The following is a 19,047-nucleotide window of genomic DNA, read 5'->3' on the forward strand; positions in this document are numbered from 1 at the left end:
GTGTCCGAGGGGCGTAGTGAGCCCTTCGCCGATCTTTGGATAGCGGTCAGAAGGGGCCGAGCCGGCTCCCGTCGCCTCATCGTGTCGAGACCGTATCCCCGACCGGCCGCGACGATGGGCACTGTCCCCGCCCGGGCGGCGTGGGCCACCGGCGAGAGGCGACGGGGTGGTCCGCCCTCGTCGCCGTCGTCACCTGGTCAGCGACCATCCCGGGCGGGAGACGCGGTCAGCGGCACAGGTTGGTCAGCCGCGTCGCGATCTTCAGGCCCGCTTGCTTGGTGGCGCCGCTCCACATGCCTCCCGCCACATCGTAGATCCTGTTGCGGAGGACCGACCATGAACCGGTGGTCGGCTTGTTGAGCCGCTTCAGCCAGGCCCTCGCGTCAGCAGATGCCCTGCTGCAGGAGTCGGCGGCGACCTGGGCCGTCGCCGCCTGCGACGTCCCGGATGCATGGGCGGCCGTGACCGGCAGTGCGATGGCCGCTGCGACCAGCAGGGGGGCGGTCATGATGCTGATACGACGAAAAGTCAAGATCTTCCCTTCGCGAAAGCCATGATCGACTAGCAAGATCATCCGGCAGTGTAGCCGGGGGCGCCACGACGATGCCAGCCCGGGGGTACGGAGCCTTGACCGCCAGACATAGGAGACATTCGACGGCGCCGGATACGTTCCGGACCATGCACAAGGTCGTGAACAGAGCGCTCGCGCGCGGTGTGGCCGCGGCACTGGCGCCGGCCTTACCGGGCCAACCCCGGAGGAGTCAGGCTGAGACCGTGATGATCGCCGGCGGGTGCCGCGCGCCGTACGGTGGACGTGAAGCCGTCGCGAGGTTCGCCGCGATCACGGGCGGCAAGGGCCGATCAAGCCTCGTTATGGTGGCGAAAACACAAAAGCCCCGAGTCTGTGATTTACACAAACTCGGGGTCTCCTGGGTGTCCGAGGGTCGACACCAACCAAATCCCAATGGACGCTGAGTACCGAGTTCCTGGTTGGAACGGTTGGGGTGTGAGATGCGTCCCGACTGCTGGATCCGGCTTACGACGACCGCCAGCGTCCTCCTCGTCGCGTTGATCGCCGCCGTCGTCTCCTTCCGGCACATGCACGAGCTCGCCCTGCTGCACGGCGAGGATCCGCTGGCAGCCGCCCTCATCCCGCTCGCAGTAGACGGCACGATCGTCGCGGCCTCGATTTCCCTGCTTCTGGCCAGTCGGTACGGCTCGCGCGGTGGAGTGCTGCCGTGGTCGCTGCTCATCATCGCGAGCTTGGCGAGTTTGGGCGCCAACGTCGCTGTCGCCGAACCGTCTCTGATCGGTCGGGTCATCGCGGCATGGCCCTCCTTCGCGCTGATCGGCGCCTACGAGATGCTCATAAGTCAGATCCGTCGCTTCGCGAATCCGCACAATTCCGGTGATGATGCGGAGCCCGAAACCTTAACCGTTCAGCTGCGCCGTCGCGCGCCGGATCGCACGCTTCAGCAGCATGCGTGGCGCTGGGCCCAGGACAACCTCCTACCGGGTGGCGAACTCCCCGGTGGTGAAGCGATCGCTGAAGCATTCGAGCGTTCTGCACGCTGGGGGCGCTTGGCGAAGGAGGCGGGCCTGGCGGGTGAACTGGGCTGATGCGCCATTCACAGGACGGCGCACTTGCCTGCAGTATAACGTCCATGTTATGACTTGGGGAGAGCTGGAACTGGAGCCCGAGGTCGACAAGTGGTTCGACTCGCTCAGCCAGGACGATCAGGAGACGGCCGTCTTCTATGTCGACCTCCTGGCGGAGCGGGGCGTGCTGCTCGGCGAGCCGTACACCAGGTAGTTGCATGGCAAGCTCCGGGAACTCCGCTTCCATCTCTCTCGCGAGGCTGTGCGCATCACGTACTGGATCGCTTCGGGTAGGAGGATCATCCTGCTCACAGTGTTCAAGAAGCAGCGGATGCGCGAGGCCGGTGAGATCGAGCGGGCGATGCGGGCCATGGAGCGGTGTATCGCCGAGGCGCACACGGCAGATGAGGAGTGAGGGCCATGGGGGAGCGCAAGGCGTGGGCCGACAAGCGTGCCGAGATCATGAGCCGTCCAGGCGCCGGTGCCGCTTATGAGGCCGCTCGTCTTCGATTCGAGTTGGGGGAGGCGGTACGGCAGCGCCGCGAGGAACTGGGGCTCACACAGGCAGAGCTGGCTGAGCGGGCCGGCCTGAAGCAGCCTGCGGTTGCCCGCTTCGAGGCAGGAGGCACTATGCCCACCATCCCCATGCTGGAACGCCTCGCCGAGGCGCTCGAGGTTCGGCTCAACGTCCAATTCCAGCCACTCCGCCGGGCAAGCTGACCCAGCGCAGGAAAGGCAGCTCACGTAGAGTTGAGGACTTCTGGTCGGAGCCCGGCTCGCGCGACCACATCATGCGGCTGTGCCCAGCGACCGGGGGTCCTTGTCCTCGCTACGCGCTGTCGTTCGACCTCGGCTCCCGGCAGATGCTCGCGCGTCCCGGCCGAGGTGTGGCCCGTCCTCCGGTCCGGCCGCTCCCCTGTTGCGCACCTGCCCGCCTGGTTCCGCGACCTGAAAGCGCGGACGAAGGCGCTGGAGTTGGAGGCGCAGGTGCGCGCCCTCACGATGGCGACCACGCTCACCTCCACCAGTTCCACCACGCTCACCCGGATCGCCTGGACGTCGTTCCCGCGCTGGGGGTCGACCGTCTCGGTGGATGTGGTGGTCACTCTGTCGAGCGCGACCTCGTTTGACGTGCTGTTGACGGCGGACGGCACCCAGATCGACCTGAAGACGATCACCGCGTCGGGGACGGTGACGGTGTCGGGGTTCTTGCTGCCGGCGTGGGCGTTCGGGGCGAGGAAGGTCGTCGAGGTGCTGGTGAAGGTCAACTCCGGGTCTCCGTCTGTGGCGGGGGTGAACGCCGCCCACCGCTGACGCCGCACTTTCTGGCATCTGGCTCCACTTAATCTTGCTTCGTCCCCACGAGAAGCAGGTGGCAAGGAGCCGGGATGTCCGCATCCACACCGAGCAGCGCATCAGACCAGTCCAAGGTTCTCACCGCCTGGGCGAAGGACCAGTTCGACGACTGGATAGGCATCCCCGATGGACACCACGTGGACTTCAAGAAGTCCCCCTACGCCCTCGACACCCACAAGGGCGCCTTCGAGCTATGCAAGGACGTGGCCGCGTTCCGAAACGCCCGGGGCGGGCTGATCGTGGTCGGCGTCGACGCTGCTGGGGCTCGGCCAGCCGATCACGGTCCTGCCCGCCCACCTGGCTAGAGGGCTGGAGTTCGACCACATCGTGGTAGTGGAGCCGCACCTGCTGACCCAGCAGGGCCCTGCGGGCTCTCGGCAGCTCTGTGTCGCCTTGACCCCTTGCACGCAGTCCCTGGTGGTGCTTCACTCCGCTCCGCTCCCTGTTGAGTTGGGCGGGCCTGCTAAGACGCCCGTGATTCGAGCTGAGAAAGTGGAGGCGGTTGCGGTGCCCAGCATCGGACAGTTCGCGGATGGCGACCAGTTGCGGGCCTCCATCTAGGAACGCGCGGGTGCCCAGCGGAAGCAGCCGGCTCGTGCCCGACTCAAGCACATGCTCGCCGCCGAACTGTACGGCAACGAACGCGAGCCTCATCTGGACACCATCGTCTGTAAGGGTGAGCAGGGCCTCGGGCTCGACATGATCTCCGCGCAGGAGGATGGCACCTACGGGACGCTTCGTGAGCTGGCCTGTCAGCTGCTGGAAGCCGAGTGGTCCGATGGCCAGCAGATTGATGACCTCTTCCTGGTTCTCCCCAAGGAGCCACAAGACCTGTGGGCCGTCAGGGCTATCAAGGAGATCTTCGGCGTCTCGATCATATGGAAGACCGATGGAGGTTGGGACGGGTTGTCCGTGGACGCCGCGCTGGGAAGGTAGCGGGGTCGTACTCGCAATGAAGTCCTCCGCCAGGCAGAAGGCAAGCCCACGATCACCAGAGACCAGCTCAAGAGAACCATCGAGAACCTAGGAGACATGGTGAAAGCCCTCACCGACGCCCCAGCCGAACGCAAGGCCGACCTCTACCAGGTCATGGGCCTGCGCGCCGCCTTCGACTCGGAAAGCAAGAAGGTGCGAGCTCACGTGGAGCTCGCACCTCATTGGGGAACCAAGAGTGTCCGAGGGGGGACTTGAACCCCCATGCCCCGCAAAGGGCACTAGCACCTCAAGCTAGCGCGTCTGCCTATTCCGCCACCCGGACTTGGTGCCTGCACGCGGGACCGTCATCCCGCGTCGGCTCAGTAAGGTTAGCAAACTCTGCGGGGTGCGTCATACCGTGTTTCCTCGAGACCTGATCGAAGGAGTCCGCATGACCGCGCTCACGGGTGAAGACGAGGTCGTCGACCTCTGCCGCGACCTGATCCGCATCGATTCGAGGAACGCCGGAGACAACGCGGGCCCTGGCGAGAGGCAGGCCGCGGAGTACGTGGCGGGGAAGCTCGCCGAGGTGGGTCTGGAGGCGCGGATCCTCGAGAGCGACGACCGCAGGGCCAACGTGATCGCCCGCATCGAGGGTGAGGATCCGGGCAGGGGCGCGCTGATGCTGCACGGGCACCTGGACGTCGTGCCGTTCGACGCGGGTGACTGGCGGCACCACCCGCTGTCGGGTGAGATCGCGGACGGCTGCGTCTGGGGCAGGGGCGCCGTCGACATGAAGGACATGGACGCGATGATCCTGGCCGTGGCCAGGCAGCGCGTGCGGGAGGGGCGCAGGCCACCGCGCGACGTGGTGCTGATGTTCACCGCGGACGAGGAGGCGGGCGGAGCCTACGGGGCCAACTGGCTGGTGAACAACCACCCTGGCCTGTTCGAGGGTGTCACGGAGGCGATCGGCGAGGTCGGCGGGTTCAGCGTGTCGCTAGGCGACGACCGGCGGCTGTACCTGATCGAGGCCGCGGAGAAGGGCATGGCGTGGATGCGGCTGAAGGCCGAGGGCCGCGCGGGCCACGGCTCGATGCTCAACGCCGACAACGCCGTCACCGAGCTCGCGGAGGCCGTCGCCCGCATCGGCCGTCATGACTGGCCGGTACGGCTGACGCCGACCGTGAAGCGCCTGCTGGAGGAGCTGGAGCTCGGCCCCGACGACGTCGACAAGCTGGGCCCGCTCGCCCGCATGATCGGCGCGGTGCTCCGCAACACCGCCAACCCGACGATGTTCCAGGGCGGCTACAAGGCCAACGTGATCCCGCAGAGCGCGGAGGCCGTGGTGGACGGGCGGTTCCTGCCCGGGTTCGAGGAGGAGTTCTTCGCCACCGTCGACGAGCTGCTCGGGCCGAACGTGACGAGGGAGTTCGTGCAGCACCAGGTGGCGCTGGAGTTCCCGTTCGAGGGGCCGCTGGTGTCCGCCATGGCCGAAGCGCTCCTCGCGGAGGACCCTGCTGCGAAGGCCGTGCCGTACACGCTCTCGGGGGGCACGGACCTGAAGGCCTTCAGCCGGCTGGGCATCACTGGGTACGGCTTCGCGCCGCTGAAGCTGCCGGCCGACCTGGACTTCTCGGGAATGTTCCATGGGGTGGACGAGCGGGTGCCGGTCGATTCGCTCCGGTTTGGGGTCAGGGTGCTTGACCGATTCCTTGGACTCTGCTGAAAAGCTCTTGCGACCACCTTGGGTGCTGCTACGGTTACGGACCGTTGAGGGGTGAGTCCACGGACTGGCCTCACACGTGAGGTCGGTTCTGGAGCTCGGGAGGTCACGTGGCACGCACGCCGGTGCAGCAGCGGGGGGCGCACGCCCTCCCTGCTCGGCGCGTGCCCGTGACTGTTTCCGAAGAGCGCGCGACCACCGATCGGGCCGCCCGGATGGCGCGGTTCGCGGCCGGCGCCCGCTCGGTCATCGCACGAGCGCTGACGGTAGGCGGCCTGCTGGTCGCCGGTTGGCTGCTCGCCATGCTCTTCGGGCTGCTCTCAGCAGCTCCGGCGGCCGCGGAGACCACCGCGGCGACAGGAGCCGACACCTCTCAGGCCACCGCCGGTTTCCCCACGGCGGGCGGCGCCACCTTGGTGATGGACAACACCGAGGCGATGGCCGGAGCTGAAGTCGACGGGCTGACCAGCCAGTCGAAGCCCGGCTTCCCAACACCTTCCACCGCGGGCAAGAGCATGGGCGCCAACGGCTTGGCCCCCAACAGCGGTGGCAACGGCCCGTTCGGGCCGGGCATGGGGGACATCGCGCGGTCCTTCTTCGACCCGCGCGAGACGGCTCAGCGCGCCCCCCTGGCGTGCGTGCTGCCCCCGGTCTTCCGCACAGCGGCGGACGACCCTTCTTTCTCACCTGACTGAATCCGCTCAAGAGCAGGAGCGTGGGCCGAGTCCCCTCCGCTGAGCGTGTGATTTCACCCGTCAGATGTGGTTCGCGAAATTCTCCGAGGTTCCCGCTGTGCGGGGTCGTCCCGTCGACCTCGCTCGGCCTCGGCTGCCCGCGAACTGTCAGGCACATCCCCCCAAGAACCACAAGGAGCATTCATCATGCGTACGTGGGCCAAGGCTTCGACCCCCGCGGCTCTGCTCGCGGTGGCGGTCATGTCCTTCGGCGGCGGTACCGCCGTCGCCGACACCTCCGGAGACTCCTCCATCGGTGGCGGCAACCAGGTCAACCTGCCGATCTCGCTTCCTGTCGACATCAGCGGCAACTCGGTCGGTGTGGCGGGCGAGTCGAACGCGAACTCCGAGGGCGGCGCGAGCGTCGAGAACGTCGGCAACACCAGCATTCCCAACAGGACGTCGGGTAACAGCAGCATCCTGGGCGGCAACCAGGTCAACGCGCCGATCAGCGCGCCGGTCAACGCCTGTGGCAACGCGCTGTCGCTGTTCGGCAGCTCCGAGGCCGGCTGCAAGGGCGGCGCGTCGGTGAAGAACGCCGGCAAGGGCGGCGCGGGCGGCAACAGGACCTCCGGCGACAGCAGCATCCTGGGCGGCAACCAGATCACCGCGCCGATCAGCGCCCCGATCAACGCCTGCGGCAACGCGCTGGCCATCTTCGGCGACGCCACCGCGGGCTGCAAGGGCGGCGCGTCGGTGCGCAACTCCGGCGTCGGCGCCGGTGGCAACACCACGTCGGGCAGGAGTTCCGTGCTCGGCGGCAACCAGGTGATCGCGCCGATCAGCGGCCCGATCAACATCTGCGGCAACGCGATCGCCGTCTTCGGCGAGGCGTTCGCGGGCTGCAAGGGCGGCTCCAGCGTCACCAACGGCCCCGGCAAGCCGGGCCACGGCTACCACCGCGTCCCCGGCCGTCCTGGCTCCTCGGGCAACGACACCGACGGGCGCTTCAGCGCGGGCAGCGGCAACCAGGTGATCGCCCCGATCAGCCTGCCCATCACCGCCTGCGGCAACGCGGTCGGCAACGCTCCGGCCGGCTGCAAGGGCGGCAGCTCGGTCGAGAACACCGCGGCCGGCAGCGGCGCGGGCGGCAACACCACCTCGGGCCGGTCGGGCGTGCTGTCCGGCAACCAGGTCGTGGCCCCGATCACGGCGCCGGTCAACGTCTGCGGCAACGCGGTCGCCGTCCTCGGCCAGGCCTTCGCCGGCTGCAAGGGCGGCGTGTCGGTGAAGAACGGCGGCAGGGGCGCGGGCGGCAACACCACCTCGGGCCGGTCGGGCGTGCTGTCCGGCAACCAGGTCGTGGCCCCCATCACCGCGCCGATCAACGCCTGCGGCAACGCGGTGGCCGCGCTCGGCCTGGCCGAGGCCCACTGCAGGGGCGGCGCCTCCGTCTCTCCGAAGAACGGCGTGGGCGGTGGCGGGAACACCACCTCCGGCAGGTCCGGCGTCCTCGCGGGCAACCAGGTGATCGCGCCGATCACCGCCCCCATCAACGTCTGCGGCAACGCGGTGGCCGTCCTGGGCGACGCCGCGGCCGGATGCCTCGGCGGCGCCAGGGTCGGTAAGCCGGTCGACGAGCACCCCAGCGGCTTCGACCACTGGACGCGCACCGGCGGCAGGTTCGCCGGCGCCAAGACCAGCGGTCTGCTCCCCGCCCTTCCCGTCGTGCCCGCGATGGCCGGCCTGAAGGACGTGGGCAATGTCACCCACCAGATGGGCGGCTCGGGCCTGCCGGCCCTTCCGCTGGTGGGCGACCTGGCCGGCACGCTCGGCCTGCCCGAGCTGCCGGGCCTGCCCGGTCTGCCCGGCCAGCCCGCCACGCCCGCCCAGCACCAGGGCCAGGGCACGCCCGCCGGTGGCAGCCCCGCCTCCGCCCTCGGCCCTGCCACCTCGCTGGTGGCCTCCACCCCCGTCGGCGGGGCGGTCGGGTCCGCCACGGGCGCTCTGCCCGTCGGCGACCTCGGCCTGATGAGCGCCGCTCAGCCGTCCGGTGTCACGGGGATGAACTCCAACTCGCTGCTCGCGCTGGTCATGGGCGCCATGTTCGCCGCCTCGGCCACGCTGTTCGCGACCACCCGCCGCATCCGTTTCGGCAAGAAGTAGCAAACCTGTCACCCGCATCCGGTGGGTGAAACGCGGCACAGGAACCTCTGCCCGCTCCCAGCCGGGGGGCGGGCACGGCCCGTTGCCCCTGGTGGTGGGACCCGTGACGCTTTGTCCGCTCTCGTCAAGACGTGAACGGGCAAAGGCAAAGACGCTTTGCCCGTTCTGGGGGGCGCGGCCCTGGGACGGGCAAAGCCATGTCACAACGTGCTGCGGACCCGGATAACCTTGCGGCGGAGCCGTACGTGTCGGCTGCCATCGGGGTGCAGCCGCACTCTGGCGAGCTCCCACTGTCCGTATTCGGCGTGTTCGGTCAGCAGTTGACGTGCGGCTTCGCGTGAAGTGTCGCGGGGGATATAGACATCCATGTAGGAGTAGGCCAGCACAGCGATTAGTCTCCAGGGTGAGTTAGGGAGCAACGGCACTCACTCGGCCTTATTCTGCGTCCTTGAGTGAGACAGTGACCCCCGGGGAAGGAAAATCCCCCGACACGGGTTACCTTTCAGATCTGTGCCCGCTCCCGGCAGGGGGATAAGCAAGCGAACAGCGAGGTAGGAAGCAGCGTGCCAGCCAACAACGGCAGCGCCGGCGGAAATCGCCTGGTGATCGTCGAGTCGCCGGCCAAGGCGAAGACGATCGCGGGCTACCTTGGGCGCGGTTACATCGTCGAATCGAGCATCGGCCATATCCGCGACCTGCCGGAGAAGGCGGATGACATCCCCGAGAAGTTCAAGGGGGAGGCCTGGGCACGTCTCGGCGTCAACGTCGACCACGAATTCGAACCGCTGTACGTCGTCAACCCTGACAAGAAGGCACAGGTCAGCAAGCTGAAGCAGCTGCTGAAGGATGCCGACGAGCTCTACCTCGCCACTGACGAGGACCGCGAGGGCGAGGCCATCGCGTGGCATCTGCGCGAGGTGCTCAAGCCGAAGGTGCCCGTGCACCGCATGGTCTTCCACGAGATCACCCCGCAGGCGATCCGCGACGCGGTGTCCAACCCGCGCGACCTCAACCTGCGGCTGGTCGACGCGCAGGAGACGCGGCGCATCCTCGACCGCCTCTACGGCTACGAGGTCAGTCCCGTGCTGTGGAAGAAGGTCAAGCCGCGCCTTTCCGCGGGTCGCGTGCAGTCGGTGGCGACGCGCCTGGTGGTGGAGCGCGAGCGGGACCGGATGGCGTTCACCGCCGCCCACTACTGGGACCTGTCCGCGCTGTTCGACTCCAACAAGCCGGAGGAGACGCCGCGCGACTTCACCGCCACGCTGACCGGCGTCGACGGCAAGCGCGTCGCGCAGGGCCGCGACTTCGGGCCCGACGGGCGGCTGAAGAACGCCAACGTGCTCCACCTGTCCGAGCAGGCCGCCGCCGAGCTGGCGGGGCGGCTGCGAACCGCGTCGTTCGCCGTCCAGTCGGTGGAGCGCAAGCCGTACACCCGCAAGCCGTACGCGCCGTTCAGGACGACCACGCTGCAGCAGGAGGCCAGCAGGAAGCTGGGCTTCTCCGCGAAGTACACGATGCAGGTGGCGCAGCGGCTGTACGAGAACGGCTTCATCACCTATATGCGTACCGACAGCATCACGCTGTCCGAGACGGCCGTCGCGGCCGCGAGGTCGCAGGCCATCAAGCTGTACGGCTCGGCGTACGTGCCCGACAAGCCGCGCGTCTACGCCAGCAAGGTGAAGAACGCCCAGGAGGCGCACGAGGCCATCCGTCCTTCGGGCGAGGAGTTCCGCACGCCGGGCGAGACCGGGCTGAGCGGCGACATGTTCCGCCTGTACGAGCTGATCTGGCAGCGGACCGTCGCCTCCCAGATGAAGGACGCGGTCGGCGAGTCGGTCACCGTCAAGGTGGCGGGCGGGGGCGCGGAGTTCACCGCGACCGGCCGGACGATCACCTTCTACGGCTTCCTGAAGGCCTACGTCGAGAGTTCGGACGACCCGTCGACCGACCGCGACGACTCCGAGAAGCGCCTGCCGAACCTCGACGAGGGCGACGCGCTCGGCCTGACCAGGCTCGACGTCGCAGGCCACTCGACCAAGCCGCCCGCCCGCTACACCGAGGCGTCGCTGGTCAAGGAGCTGGAGGATCGGGAGATTGGCCGTCCTTCGACGTACGCCTCGATCATCGGAACGATCCTCGACAGGGGCTACGTGTTCAAGAAGGGCACCGCGCTGGTGCCCTCCTTCCTGGCCTTCGCCGTCGTCAACCTGCTCGAGCAGCACTTCGGCAACCTCGTCGACTACGACTTCACCGCCGAGATGGAGAAGGTCCTCGACGACATCGCCAACGACAGGGCCGAGCGCGTTCCTGAGCTGCAGCGCTTCTACTTCGGCCACGAGGGCGACGAGGGCCTGAAGGAGATGGTCACCGACCTCGGCGAGATCGACGCCAAGGAGATCAGCTCCTTCCCGATCAGGGGCAGCGACATCGTGATCAGGGTGGGCCGCTACGGTCCCTACCTCGACCGCGACGGCGTCCGCGTCAACATCCCCGAGGACATGACGCCTGACGAGCTGACCGCGGAGAAGGCGGAGGAACTGTTCGCCAGGCCGACGGGCGACAGGGAGCTGGGCCGTGACCCGGTGACCGGCCACCTGATCGTCGCCAAGGACGGCCGCTTCGGGCCGTACGTGACCGAGATCCTGCCCGAGGCCGCGCAGGACGACACGAAGAAGCGCACGAAGAAGGCCGACGCGCCCAAGCCGCGCACCGGCTCGCTGTTCAAGTCGATGTCGCTGGACACGATCACGCTGGAGGACGCGCTCAAGCTGCTGTCGATTCCACGCGTCGTCGGCGCGATCGACGGCGAGGAGGTCACCGCGCAGAACGGCAAGTTCGGGCCCTACATCAAGAAGGGCACCGACTCGCGGTCGATCGGGTCGGAGGAGGAGCTGTTCACGATCACGATCGAGCAGGCCAAGGAGCTGTTCGCGCAGCCCAAGCAGCGTGGCCGCCGTACGGCTGCCGCCGCGCCGCTGCGTGAGCTGGGCGAGGACCCCAACTCCAAGAAGCCTGTGGTGGTCAAGGAGGGGCGTTTCGGGCCCTACGTCACCGACGGGGAGACGAACGCCTCGCTTCGCAAGGGCGACACGGTCGAGGACATCACCATCGAGCGGGCCGCCGAGCTGCTGGCCGAGCGGCGTGAGCGCGCTCCCGCCCCGAAGAAGACGCCTGCGAAGAAGACGCCCGCGAAGAAGGCGGCCACGGGCACGACCACGAGGAAGAAGCCCGCCGCCAAATCGTGACCGGTGAATTGTCGGTCACGGACCGTAAGCTGACGGAGTGATCTGGCAGCCGGTCATCAGGACGCGCCCAACCGGGCACGGCACTCGCCGTGCCCGGTTCGTGGTGTCAGGACGGTTCACGCCCCCGTCCGCCGACGGTCTCGCGCCGGTGATCCCCTCGGGTGGGGCGCTGCCTTCGGCCGGTGTCGTGTGTGGCCGCGCGCCGTCCGCCGCCGACCGTGTGCGGTGCCGTGCGCGCCGTCGTCCTTCCCTCCGCGTCGCGGGGGCCTGCTCCGGGGGCCGTGTCGCGGGGAGCTGTTCCGGAGGGACGCCCATCGGTGATCATGTGTGGGGTCGGGTCGGCGTTTTCCTGGGCGGACGGGGCTCGGGATACCGCTGGTGCCGGTGGGCCCGTACGGTGAGATCTCCCTGGTGCAACTTGCCTCCGTGAGAAGTTCACAGGTATTACCCTCAGGCCACGAACAGCCGGGCATATCAGACCGCTGCCCTCAACCCCCCTGGATACGCTGACATCATGACCATCCGCAGACCGGCCCATGTGCTGGACATCCCCCCTTTCCGCAGGCTGTGGATGGCCATGTCCGCGAGCAGCCTGGGCGACTGGCTCACCCTTCTCGCGTTGAGCGCGCTGGCCGCGCAGCTCACCGCCGCCCACGGCTACCAGGCACAGGCCGCGGCCGTCGGCGGGGTGTTCGTGGCCAAGCTGCTGCCCGCGCTTGTGCTCGGCCCGCTGGCGGGGCCGCTCACCGTGCGGCTCGACCGGCGGTTGACCATGCTCGTCGCCGATCTGGTCAGGGTGGCGCTGGTGGCCTCGGTACCGCTGGTCGGCCTCTACCAGTGGGTGGTGGCCGCGGCTTTCCTGATCGAGTGCGCGACCCTGTTCTGGGTGCCCGCCAGGGACGCCACCGTGCCGGCGCTGGTGCCCAAGGAGCGGCTGGAGGAGGCCACCAGGCTCGGCGTCCTCGTGACGTACGGCACGGCGCCCGTCGCCGCGCTGCTGTTCACCGTCCTGACCACGGCGGGGCCGTGGATGGTCGCGGGAGGCGCGCTCGCCTACCTGGTGTCGGCCGTGTGGGTGTTCACGCTGCGGGGCCTGCCCAGGCGTGGCGGCGCCGCCTCGACACCCTCGGTGCTCGAAGGCTGGCGGGCCTCGGGGGGCGACAGGGTGGCCGGCGGGGTCCGCGCGGGCCTGCTGGCCACGGTCGCCGCGGGCGGCGCGCTCATCGGCGTCAGCGTGCTGAGCGGGCCGGTGGCCTACGGGGTGGTGTTCGGCGCGCTGTTCGTCGGTGTCGCGGTGGGCCTGTTCTTCGGTCCGCGGGTGCTGACGCAACTGTCGCGTTCGCGGCTGTTCGGCGTTTCGGTCATCGCGGTGGGCGCGGCGCTGGTGGTGATCGCGCTCGTCCGGGACCAGTCCGTGGTGGTCATGCTCACCGTGGTGCTCGGCCTGTGCGCGGGCGTGGCCTGGCGGGTCGGCCTCGAGGTCCTCGACGGCCCGCACATGGAGCCGGTCGCCAGGGTCACGCTGCTGCTCGCGGCCGCCGTGGTCGCTCCGGCGGCCGGCCTGGCGGGTGGCGCCCTGCTGGCCCTGATCGCCATGGGCGGCCTGATGATGGTGGTCGGGGCGCTGGCGTTGCGCCGGGTCGACGACAGGAAGGGTGTGTCACTCTCGGAGGACATGCTCGCCGCGCTGCGCGGCGAGCGCTACACACCGGGGGATGTGGAAAAAGTGCCTGGGGTGTTCATCGCCTTCGAGGGCGGAGAGGGTTCCGGCAAGACCACGCAGTCGAGGCTGCTGGCGATCTGGCTGCGCGACCAGGGGTTCGACGTCGTGCAGACGAGGGAGCCCGGCTCGACCAAGGTCGGTATGCGGCTGCGCGCGATCCTGCTCGACGCGGCGGAGAAGGGGCTGTCGCCCAGAGCGGAGGCGCTGATGTACGCCGCCGACAGGGCCGAGCACGTGGAGAAGGTGATCAGGCCGGCGCTGGAGAGGGGAGCGCTGGTGATCACCGATCGCTACGTCGACTCCTCGCTCGCCTATCAGGGTGCGGGCCGGGCGCTCGACCCCGCCGATGTGGCGGAGGTCAACGCCTGGGCGACCAGCGAGCTGGTGCCGCACCTGACCGTGCTGATCGACACCCCGCCGTCGGTCGGGCTGACCAGGCTCGGCGGCGCGGCCGACCGCATCGAGTCGGAGCCGTTGGAGTTCCACGAGAGGGTGCGCAACGAGTTCCGCTCGCTCGCGGGCGCGGCTCCCGAGCGCTATCTCGTGGTCGACGGCACGCTGCCGCTCGACGAGATCAGCAGGACGGTGCAGGACAGGGTGCGGGAGATCCTGCCCGACCCGGTGCCGAGCGAGTCCGAGGACATCACCGGCACGATGCCCGCCATCCGCGACTAACCTTGTCCCGGTGAGCGTCTTCGACGACCTGGTGGGCCAGGAGCAGGCTGCTGCCGTACTCTCGCGAGCCGCTCGCGCCGCCGCGGAGGCGGTCGAGGGCGGGCGGGGCGCGGGCATGACGCACGCCTGGCTGTTCACCGGCCCGCCCGGCTGCGGACGCGAGGACGCGGCCCGCGCCTTCGCCGCCGCGCTGCTGTGCCCGTCGGGTGGGTGCGGCCACTGCGACCAGTGCCACCAGGTGATGATCGGCTCGCATCCCGACCTGGAGGCGGTCAGACCGGAGGGGCTGTCCTACAGCGTCAAGCAGACCCGCGAGCTCATCCTGCGCGCCGCGGGCGCCCCGACCCAGGGCCGCTGGCGGGTGATCCTGTTCGAGAACGCCGACAGGGTCACGGAGTCGGCGGCCAACGCGCTGCTCAAGGCCATCGAGGAGCCGCCGCCCCGGACGGTGTGGCTGCTGTGCGCGCCCGCCCCCGACGACATGATCATCACGATCAGGTCGAGGTGCAGGGTGGTCGGCCTCGTCACGCCTTCGGGCGCCGCCGTCGCCCACGTGCTGGCCACGCGCGAGAGCGTGCCGTGGGAGATGGCCGACTTCGCCGCGCGGGCGTCGCAGGGCGACCTGTCCCGCGCGCGGGCGCTGGCCCTCGACGAGGGGGTACGGCAGCGCCGCGAGGCCGTCCTGGCGATCCCCCGGTCGCTCAGCGGGGTCGGCGACTGCATCACCGCCGCCGAGCGGCTGGTGAAGACCGCCGAAGAGGAGGCGGCCGCGGCGACCGCGGCGCTCAACGAGACCGAGACCGCGGAGCTCAGGAAGCTCTACGGCGAGGGCTCGTCGGGCAAGGGGCTCAACAGGGGGCTCGTGCGGGGCGGCGCGGGAGCGCTGAAGGAGCTGGAGGACCGGCAGAAGTCGCGTGCCACCAGGGTGAAGCGCGACTCGCTGGACGTCGCGCTGCTCGAGCTGGTGTCGTACTACAGGGACGTGCTGGCGGTGCAGCTCGGCGCCCCTGTGGAGCTGGCCAACGAGGACCAGCGTTTCCACCTCGACACCCTGGCCAGGGCGTCGACGCCGGAGGAGACTCTGCGGCGGATCGACGCGATCATGCAGTGCAGGGAGCGGTTGGCGGCGAACGTGAACCCGCAGATCGCCGTCGAGGCGATGATGCTGGGCCTGCGCCGCCCCTGACCCCGCACGGGCTGCCGCTCGGCAGGCAGGATCGCGGGAAACTCGGCGGGTGATCCGAGCAGCAGACGCCGTCCCCGAACGTCTCTGTGATGTGAAAGTCGAAACGCTCCCTCGCAGGGAGCTCGTGGATGTGGCGACCATCTTCGCCGAACACCACCTGGGCCTCGTACGGCTCGCGCTGATCATGGTCGGTGATCAGGCGACGGCCGAGGACGTCGTGCAGGAGGCGTTCGCGCGCACCCACGCGGGGAGGGATCGGCTGCGGGACCCTGATCGGGCGCTGGCGTACGTGCGCTCCGCCGTGCTCAACGGGTGCAGGTCGGTGTTGCGGCGCAGGGCGACCGTGTTCCGGCGGGCCGTGCCGTACGAGCCGCCGGTCTGGTCGGCGGAGAGCGCCGCCCTGGTCGGCGAGGATCGCAAGGAGGTTCTGGTGGCGCTGCGCGCGCTGCCGCGGCGGCAGCGGGAGGCGCTGACGCTGCGTTACTACGTCGATCTGTCCGACCAGGAGGTGGCGGACGCCATGGGGATCAGCGGCAGCACCGCGAGGTCCACGATCGCCAGAGGGCTCGCCGCCCTGGCCCGGACCCTTGGGGAGGACGCGTGAACAGCCCGATGGAGGATCGCCTGCGTGACGCTCTCAGCGCCGCGGGCGGAACGGTCGAGCCGGAGACGATCAGGCCGCTGCGCACATCGGCCACGCGGAGGAGGTGGCGCGTCGACGTGCGTTTCCTGGCCATCGCGGTGACGCTCGCCGGCATCGTCGGGGCTGTGGCGCTCTGGCCTGCCGAACGTCAGGAGCAGCCCGTGGTGCTGGCGACGGGCGTCTCGTCGGCCGCGCTCGATGACGGGGTGTCCGACATGTCGGTGTACCTGTGTAAACCCAAATCGCCGTTCCCCGTGTGCAAGGGAGCCGCGCCCGTCGACCGCGCAGCCGTCCAGCGAACGCTCCAGGCGATGCCGCAAGTGCTGGAGATCCGGTACGAGAGCCAGGAGGAGGCCTTCGCGAACTTCCAACGCACGCAACGTCAGGATTCCACTCTCGCCCAGGTGGTGGCCGTCGACGACATGCCCGAATCCTTCCGGCTGCGATTGCGGCCGGGTACCGATGGGGACGCGGTGGTCGAAGCGGCGGCTGAGATCGAGGGCGTCTCGGCGGTCGTCGCTCGGGGGTGCCACTCACCGCGGTCCTCGTGGTTCGGTCGAGTGGTGTCGGCCCTGTTCGGCTCCGACGAGGAGATCTGCCGAGCCTCCTGAGCGTTGACGCCTCTCGTAGGGTGGGCAGGAAGGCCGGTAAGGAATCCTCGAGGCCGTCAGGAGGCGAGCGCGAGCCCATGGGAATGATCATGGCCGTGAGCTTCACCCGCTATGGAAGGCTCTACTACCTCGATCCGGGCGGACACAGTCCCAAAGTGGGGGACAAGGTGCTGGTTCCCACGGACTCAGGACCCGAGGTCGCCGAATGCGTGTGGGCGCCGCAGTACTCCAGCGAGGACATCGACGGCCTGCCGGTGTGCGAAGGCCTCGCGGGCGAGGAGCACCTGTCGCGCGACGAGACCAACAAGCGGCGGCGCGCCGAGGCCCGCAGCGTCTCCAAACGGCTCATCAAGCGCCACGTGCTGCCGATGAAGGTGGTGGGCGTCGACTACCTAGACAAGGAGAACATCTACACGGTCTACTTCTCGGCCCCCCACCGGGTCGACTTCAGGGCGTTGGTCCGTGACCTGGCGCGCAACCTGCGCGCCAGGGTCGAACTGCGGCAGATCGGCCCGCGCGACGAGGCCAGGCTGCAGGGCGGGATCGGGCCCTGCGGGCGGGACCTGTGCTGCGCGACGTTCCTGAAGGACTTCGAGCCGGTCTCGGTGCGGATGGCCAAAGACCAGGACCTGCCGGTCAACCCGCTGCGCATCGCGGGGGCCTGCGGGCGGTTGATGTGCTGCCTGAAGTACGAACACCCTCTGTACCAGGAGTTCCGGGCGTCCGCACCGCGGGCAGGGGCGGCCGTGGACACGCCCGAGGGCCCGGGGACCGTCGTGGGGCACAACGTGCCGTCCGACTCGGTGGTGGTGCGGCTGAACGACGGCGGACGCCGCTGCTCGTGCTCGAAGGCCAGCGTGTGCGGTCCGCGCAAGGCGTACGACTCGACGTACGGAGACGGCGGCTGACGGCCTGCGCGCGGTCATCGCCGCCTCGAGGTCATCGCCCGCCTCGCGGGCGGCCGCCATCCTCGTCGCGGCGGGCGGAGGGGTACGGCCGAGCGGACACGATGGGGAAGGCGGCGTGGCATGGGCCGAGGACGCGGGTTCGTCATCGGGCTCGGGTTGAGCCTGGTGGTGGCCGCGTGCGCCGTCCAGACCACGCCTCCCCCTGACCCCTACAAGCAGCGGCTCGCCTGGCGCGACTGCGGTGACGGGTTCGAGTGCGCCAAGCTCGCCGTGCCGCTCGACTACGCCAAGCCGGGTGCCGACCGGCTGGCCATCAGCGTGATCAGACTGCCCGCGGCCGACGACCGCCTCGGCTCGATCGTCGTGAACCCGGGCGGCCCCGGAGCGTCGGGCATCGACTACGGCAGAGCCGCCCGCCTGATCGTCAGCCCTGAGGTACGTGCCAGGTTCGACGTGGTCGGCTTCGACCCGCGCGGTGTCGGCGAGTCGTCACCCGTCACATGCCTGAGCGACGCCGGGCTCGACGCCTTCCTCGCGCTCGACGCCACCCCCGACACCAAGGCCGAGGTGACCGCGCTCGAAGCGGGCTCGCGCGAGTTCGCCCGCGGCTGCCAGACCGCCTCGGGCCGCCTCCTGCCGCACCTCGGCACCGCGAACGCCGCCCGCGACCTCGACGTGCTGCGCGCCGCGCTCGGCGACGACCGGCTGACCTACCTCGGGAAGTCCTACGGCACGTACCTGGGGGCGTACTACGCCGACCTGTTCCCCGAACGCGTGCGCGCGCTCGTCCTCGACGGCGGCATCGACCCCACCCTGAACCGGGTCCAGCTGAACGAGGCGCAGGCCAAGGGGTTCTCCGACGCGTTCAGGGCCTACGCCGCCGACTGTGTGGCCGCCCCTGACTGCCTTCTGAAGAGCCGTACGGTCGACGGCGCCGTGGCCGAGCTCGCCGGGCTGCTCCGCCGTACGGACGGCAAGCCCTTGCGGGTCGGCGGGCGCGAGGTCACGGAGGCGCTGGCCACGCTGGGCGCGCTGACCCCGCTGTACGACCGGGGCACCTGGCCGCTGCTGTCCGACGCGCTCCACGAGGCGGCGAACGGCGACGGCGGGCTGCTGCTCCGCAGCGCCGACCAACTCGTCGGACGTGCGGAGAACGGCACGTACACCAACCAGACCGAGGCCAACATGGCCATCAACTGCGTCGACAGCCCCTACCCGCGCACGACCGCCGCCTTCGCGAAGGCGGCGGCGAAGTCGGAGCGCGAGGTGCCGGGCTTCGGCGCGTTCATCATGTGGAGCTCGCTGCCCTGCGCCTTCTGGCCCGTCCCTGTCACCACGTCGCCCAGACCGTTGAAGGCGTCGGGCGCGCCCCCGATCCTTGTGGTGGGCACCACCCGCGACCCTGCCACGCCGTACTCGTGGGCCCGGTCGCTGGCCGCGCAACTGGAGTCCGGCGTGCTGGTGAGCTTCGACGGCGACGGTCACACGGCGTACCTGAGCGGATCGACGTGCGTGGACGGGCTCGTGGACACCTACCTGCTGACGGGCCGCGCGCCGGCGAAGGACACGCGGTGCCCCGAGATCGAGTGACGTGAGGCGCGAGGACTCCTTGGTCTCCTG

Annotated in this window: 20 protein-coding genes and 1 tRNA gene; 18 read left to right on the forward strand and 3 right to left on the reverse strand. The window is 69.5% G+C overall.

The genetic code is table 11. The features are described from left to right. Positions 1-226: 226 nt before the first annotated feature. A complete protein-coding gene (locus ACFSKW_RS15920; protein WP_379573002.1) occupies positions 227-508 on the reverse strand; it encodes a hypothetical protein in 282 nt (93 codons plus the stop codon). A 503-nt stretch (positions 509-1,011) separates the two neighbouring features. Here ACFSKW_RS15920 and ACFSKW_RS15925 point away from each other — a divergent pair. The 8 genes from ACFSKW_RS15925 to ACFSKW_RS15960 all read left to right on the forward strand — a co-directional run bounded on the left by ACFSKW_RS15925 (position 1,012) and on the right by ACFSKW_RS15960 (position 4,146). Continuing rightward, entirely contained in the window at positions 1,012-1,620 is a 609-nt protein-coding gene (locus ACFSKW_RS15925; protein WP_379573003.1) for a DUF2637 domain-containing protein, read from the forward strand. A 49-nt stretch (positions 1,621-1,669) separates the two neighbouring features. After that, a complete protein-coding gene (locus ACFSKW_RS15930) occupies positions 1,670-1,813 on the forward strand; it encodes a hypothetical protein (RefSeq protein ID WP_379573004.1) in 144 nt (47 codons plus the stop codon). Further along, the gene (locus ACFSKW_RS15935) at positions 1,814-2,014 is read left to right on the forward strand and encodes a type II toxin-antitoxin system RelE/ParE family toxin (protein ID WP_379573005.1); all 201 of its coding nucleotides are present in this window, start codon (positions 1,814-1,816) and stop codon (positions 2,012-2,014) included. 5 nt (positions 2,015-2,019) lie between these two features. Continuing rightward, the gene (locus ACFSKW_RS15940; protein ID WP_379573006.1) at positions 2,020-2,319 is read left to right on the forward strand and encodes a helix-turn-helix domain-containing protein; all 300 of its coding nucleotides are present in this window, start codon (positions 2,020-2,022) and stop codon (positions 2,317-2,319) included. Positions 2,320-2,484: 165 nt separating this feature from the next. Then, positions 2,485-2,913: a hypothetical protein gene (locus ACFSKW_RS15945; protein WP_379573007.1), complete on the forward strand. Its 429-nt coding sequence runs from the start codon at positions 2,485-2,487 to the stop codon at positions 2,911-2,913. Positions 2,914-2,987: 74 nt separating this feature from the next. Beyond that, complete coding sequence (locus ACFSKW_RS15950) at positions 2,988-3,260, forward strand: AlbA family DNA-binding domain-containing protein (protein WP_379573008.1); 273 nt, start codon at positions 2,988-2,990, stop codon at positions 3,258-3,260. A gap of 307 nt (positions 3,261-3,567) precedes the next feature. After that, positions 3,568-3,891 carry a hypothetical protein gene (locus ACFSKW_RS15955; protein ID WP_379573009.1) on the forward strand — a complete coding sequence of 108 codons (324 nt, stop codon included), beginning with the start codon at positions 3,568-3,570 and terminating at the stop codon, positions 3,889-3,891. Between the two features lie 96 nt (positions 3,892-3,987). Further along, the gene (locus ACFSKW_RS15960) at positions 3,988-4,146 is read left to right on the forward strand and encodes a hypothetical protein (protein WP_379573010.1); all 159 of its coding nucleotides are present in this window, start codon (positions 3,988-3,990) and stop codon (positions 4,144-4,146) included. Here the strand turns inward: ACFSKW_RS15960 and ACFSKW_RS15965 are convergent. Continuing rightward, positions 4,128-4,213: transfer RNA gene (locus tag ACFSKW_RS15965), tRNA-Leu, on the reverse strand. The genes ACFSKW_RS15960 and ACFSKW_RS15965 overlap by 19 nt on opposite strands. Positions 4,214-4,321: 108 nt before the next feature. On the opposite strand from ACFSKW_RS15965, the gene ACFSKW_RS15970 reads away from it, so the two are divergent. The 3 genes from ACFSKW_RS15970 to ACFSKW_RS15980 all read left to right on the forward strand — a co-directional run bounded on the left by ACFSKW_RS15970 (position 4,322) and on the right by ACFSKW_RS15980 (position 8,436). After that, positions 4,322-5,599, forward strand: a complete 1,278-nt coding sequence (locus tag ACFSKW_RS15970; protein WP_379573011.1) for a M20/M25/M40 family metallo-hydrolase — start codon at positions 4,322-4,324, stop codon at positions 5,597-5,599. Between the two features lie 167 nt (positions 5,600-5,766). After that, on the forward strand, positions 5,767-6,291 hold the full coding sequence (locus ACFSKW_RS15975) for a hypothetical protein (protein ID WP_379573012.1): 525 nt from the start codon (positions 5,767-5,769) through the stop codon (positions 6,289-6,291). A 186-nt stretch (positions 6,292-6,477) separates the two neighbouring features. Beyond that, the gene (locus ACFSKW_RS15980) at positions 6,478-8,436 is read left to right on the forward strand and encodes a chaplin family protein (RefSeq protein WP_379573013.1); all 1,959 of its coding nucleotides are present in this window, start codon (positions 6,478-6,480) and stop codon (positions 8,434-8,436) included. Between the two features lie 200 nt (positions 8,437-8,636). On the opposite strand, the gene ACFSKW_RS15985 is transcribed toward ACFSKW_RS15980, so the two are convergent. Continuing rightward, positions 8,637-8,822 (reverse strand): DUF5703 family protein, encoded by a 186-nt coding sequence (locus ACFSKW_RS15985; RefSeq protein WP_354909235.1) that lies wholly within the window; start codon positions 8,820-8,822, stop codon positions 8,637-8,639. A 177-nt stretch (positions 8,823-8,999) separates the two neighbouring features. On the opposite strand from ACFSKW_RS15985, the gene topA reads away from it, so the two are divergent. The 7 genes from topA to ACFSKW_RS16020 all read left to right on the forward strand — a co-directional run bounded on the left by topA (position 9,000) and on the right by ACFSKW_RS16020 (position 19,017). Beyond that, a complete protein-coding gene (gene topA / locus ACFSKW_RS15990) occupies positions 9,000-11,681 on the forward strand; it encodes a type I DNA topoisomerase (protein WP_379573014.1) in 2,682 nt (893 codons plus the stop codon). A gap of 514 nt (positions 11,682-12,195) precedes the next feature. After that, positions 12,196-14,079, forward strand: coding sequence for a dTMP kinase (gene tmk, locus ACFSKW_RS15995; protein ID WP_379573015.1), 1,884 nt, complete (start codon positions 12,196-12,198; stop codon positions 14,077-14,079). Positions 14,080-14,089: 10 nt separating this feature from the next. Then, on the forward strand, positions 14,090-15,265 hold the full coding sequence (locus ACFSKW_RS16000; protein ID WP_379573016.1) for a DNA polymerase III subunit delta': 1,176 nt from the start codon (positions 14,090-14,092) through the stop codon (positions 15,263-15,265). A gap of 130 nt (positions 15,266-15,395) precedes the next feature. Then, positions 15,396-15,869, forward strand: a complete 474-nt coding sequence (locus ACFSKW_RS16005; protein ID WP_379573017.1) for a SigE family RNA polymerase sigma factor — start codon at positions 15,396-15,398, stop codon at positions 15,867-15,869. A 116-nt stretch (positions 15,870-15,985) separates the two neighbouring features. Beyond that, positions 15,986-16,519 (forward strand): permease-like cell division protein FtsX, encoded by a 534-nt coding sequence (locus ACFSKW_RS16010; protein ID WP_379573018.1) that lies wholly within the window; start codon positions 15,986-15,988, stop codon positions 16,517-16,519. Positions 16,520-16,602: 83 nt separating this feature from the next. After that, a complete protein-coding gene (locus ACFSKW_RS16015; RefSeq protein ID WP_379573044.1) occupies positions 16,603-17,427 on the forward strand; it encodes a PSP1 domain-containing protein in 825 nt (274 codons plus the stop codon). Between the two features lie 120 nt (positions 17,428-17,547). Next, positions 17,548-19,017 carry an alpha/beta hydrolase gene (locus ACFSKW_RS16020; protein ID WP_379573019.1) on the forward strand — a complete coding sequence of 490 codons (1,470 nt, stop codon included), beginning with the start codon at positions 17,548-17,550 and terminating at the stop codon, positions 19,015-19,017. Positions 19,018-19,047: the final 30 nt, after the last annotated feature.

It is taken from the genome of Nonomuraea mangrovi (assembly GCF_042681425.1).
Taxonomy (GTDB): Bacteria; Actinomycetota; Actinomycetes; order Streptosporangiales; family Streptosporangiaceae; genus Nonomuraea; species Nonomuraea mangrovi.

Excerpts from the sequence above, each read along its gene's own strand:
- ACFSKW_RS15920 (WP_379573002.1), bottom strand. The coding sequence starts at position 508 with ATGACCGCCCCCCTGCTGGTCGCAGCGGCCATCGCACTGCCGGTCACG.
- ACFSKW_RS15925 (WP_379573003.1), top strand. The coding sequence starts at position 1,012 with ATGCGTCCCGACTGCTGGATCCGGCTTACGACGACCGCCAGCGTCCTC.
- ACFSKW_RS15930 (WP_379573004.1), top strand. The coding sequence starts at position 1,670 with ATGACTTGGGGAGAGCTGGAACTGGAGCCCGAGGTCGACAAGTGGTTC.
- ACFSKW_RS15940 (WP_379573006.1), top strand. The coding sequence starts at position 2,020 with ATGGGGGAGCGCAAGGCGTGGGCCGACAAGCGTGCCGAGATCATGAGC.
- ACFSKW_RS15950 (WP_379573008.1), top strand. The coding sequence starts at position 2,988 with ATGTCCGCATCCACACCGAGCAGCGCATCAGACCAGTCCAAGGTTCTC.
- ACFSKW_RS15955 (WP_379573009.1), top strand. The coding sequence starts at position 3,568 with ATGCTCGCCGCCGAACTGTACGGCAACGAACGCGAGCCTCATCTGGAC.
- ACFSKW_RS15960 (WP_379573010.1), top strand. The coding sequence starts at position 3,988 with ATGGTGAAAGCCCTCACCGACGCCCCAGCCGAACGCAAGGCCGACCTC.
- ACFSKW_RS15970 (WP_379573011.1), top strand. The coding sequence starts at position 4,322 with ATGACCGCGCTCACGGGTGAAGACGAGGTCGTCGACCTCTGCCGCGAC.
- ACFSKW_RS15980 (WP_379573013.1), top strand. The coding sequence starts at position 6,478 with ATGCGTACGTGGGCCAAGGCTTCGACCCCCGCGGCTCTGCTCGCGGTG.
- tmk (WP_379573015.1), top strand. The coding sequence starts at position 12,196 with ATGACCATCCGCAGACCGGCCCATGTGCTGGACATCCCCCCTTTCCGC.
- ACFSKW_RS16015 (WP_379573044.1), top strand. The coding sequence starts at position 16,603 with ATGATCATGGCCGTGAGCTTCACCCGCTATGGAAGGCTCTACTACCTC.
- ACFSKW_RS16020 (WP_379573019.1), top strand. The coding sequence starts at position 17,548 with ATGGGCCGAGGACGCGGGTTCGTCATCGGGCTCGGGTTGAGCCTGGTG.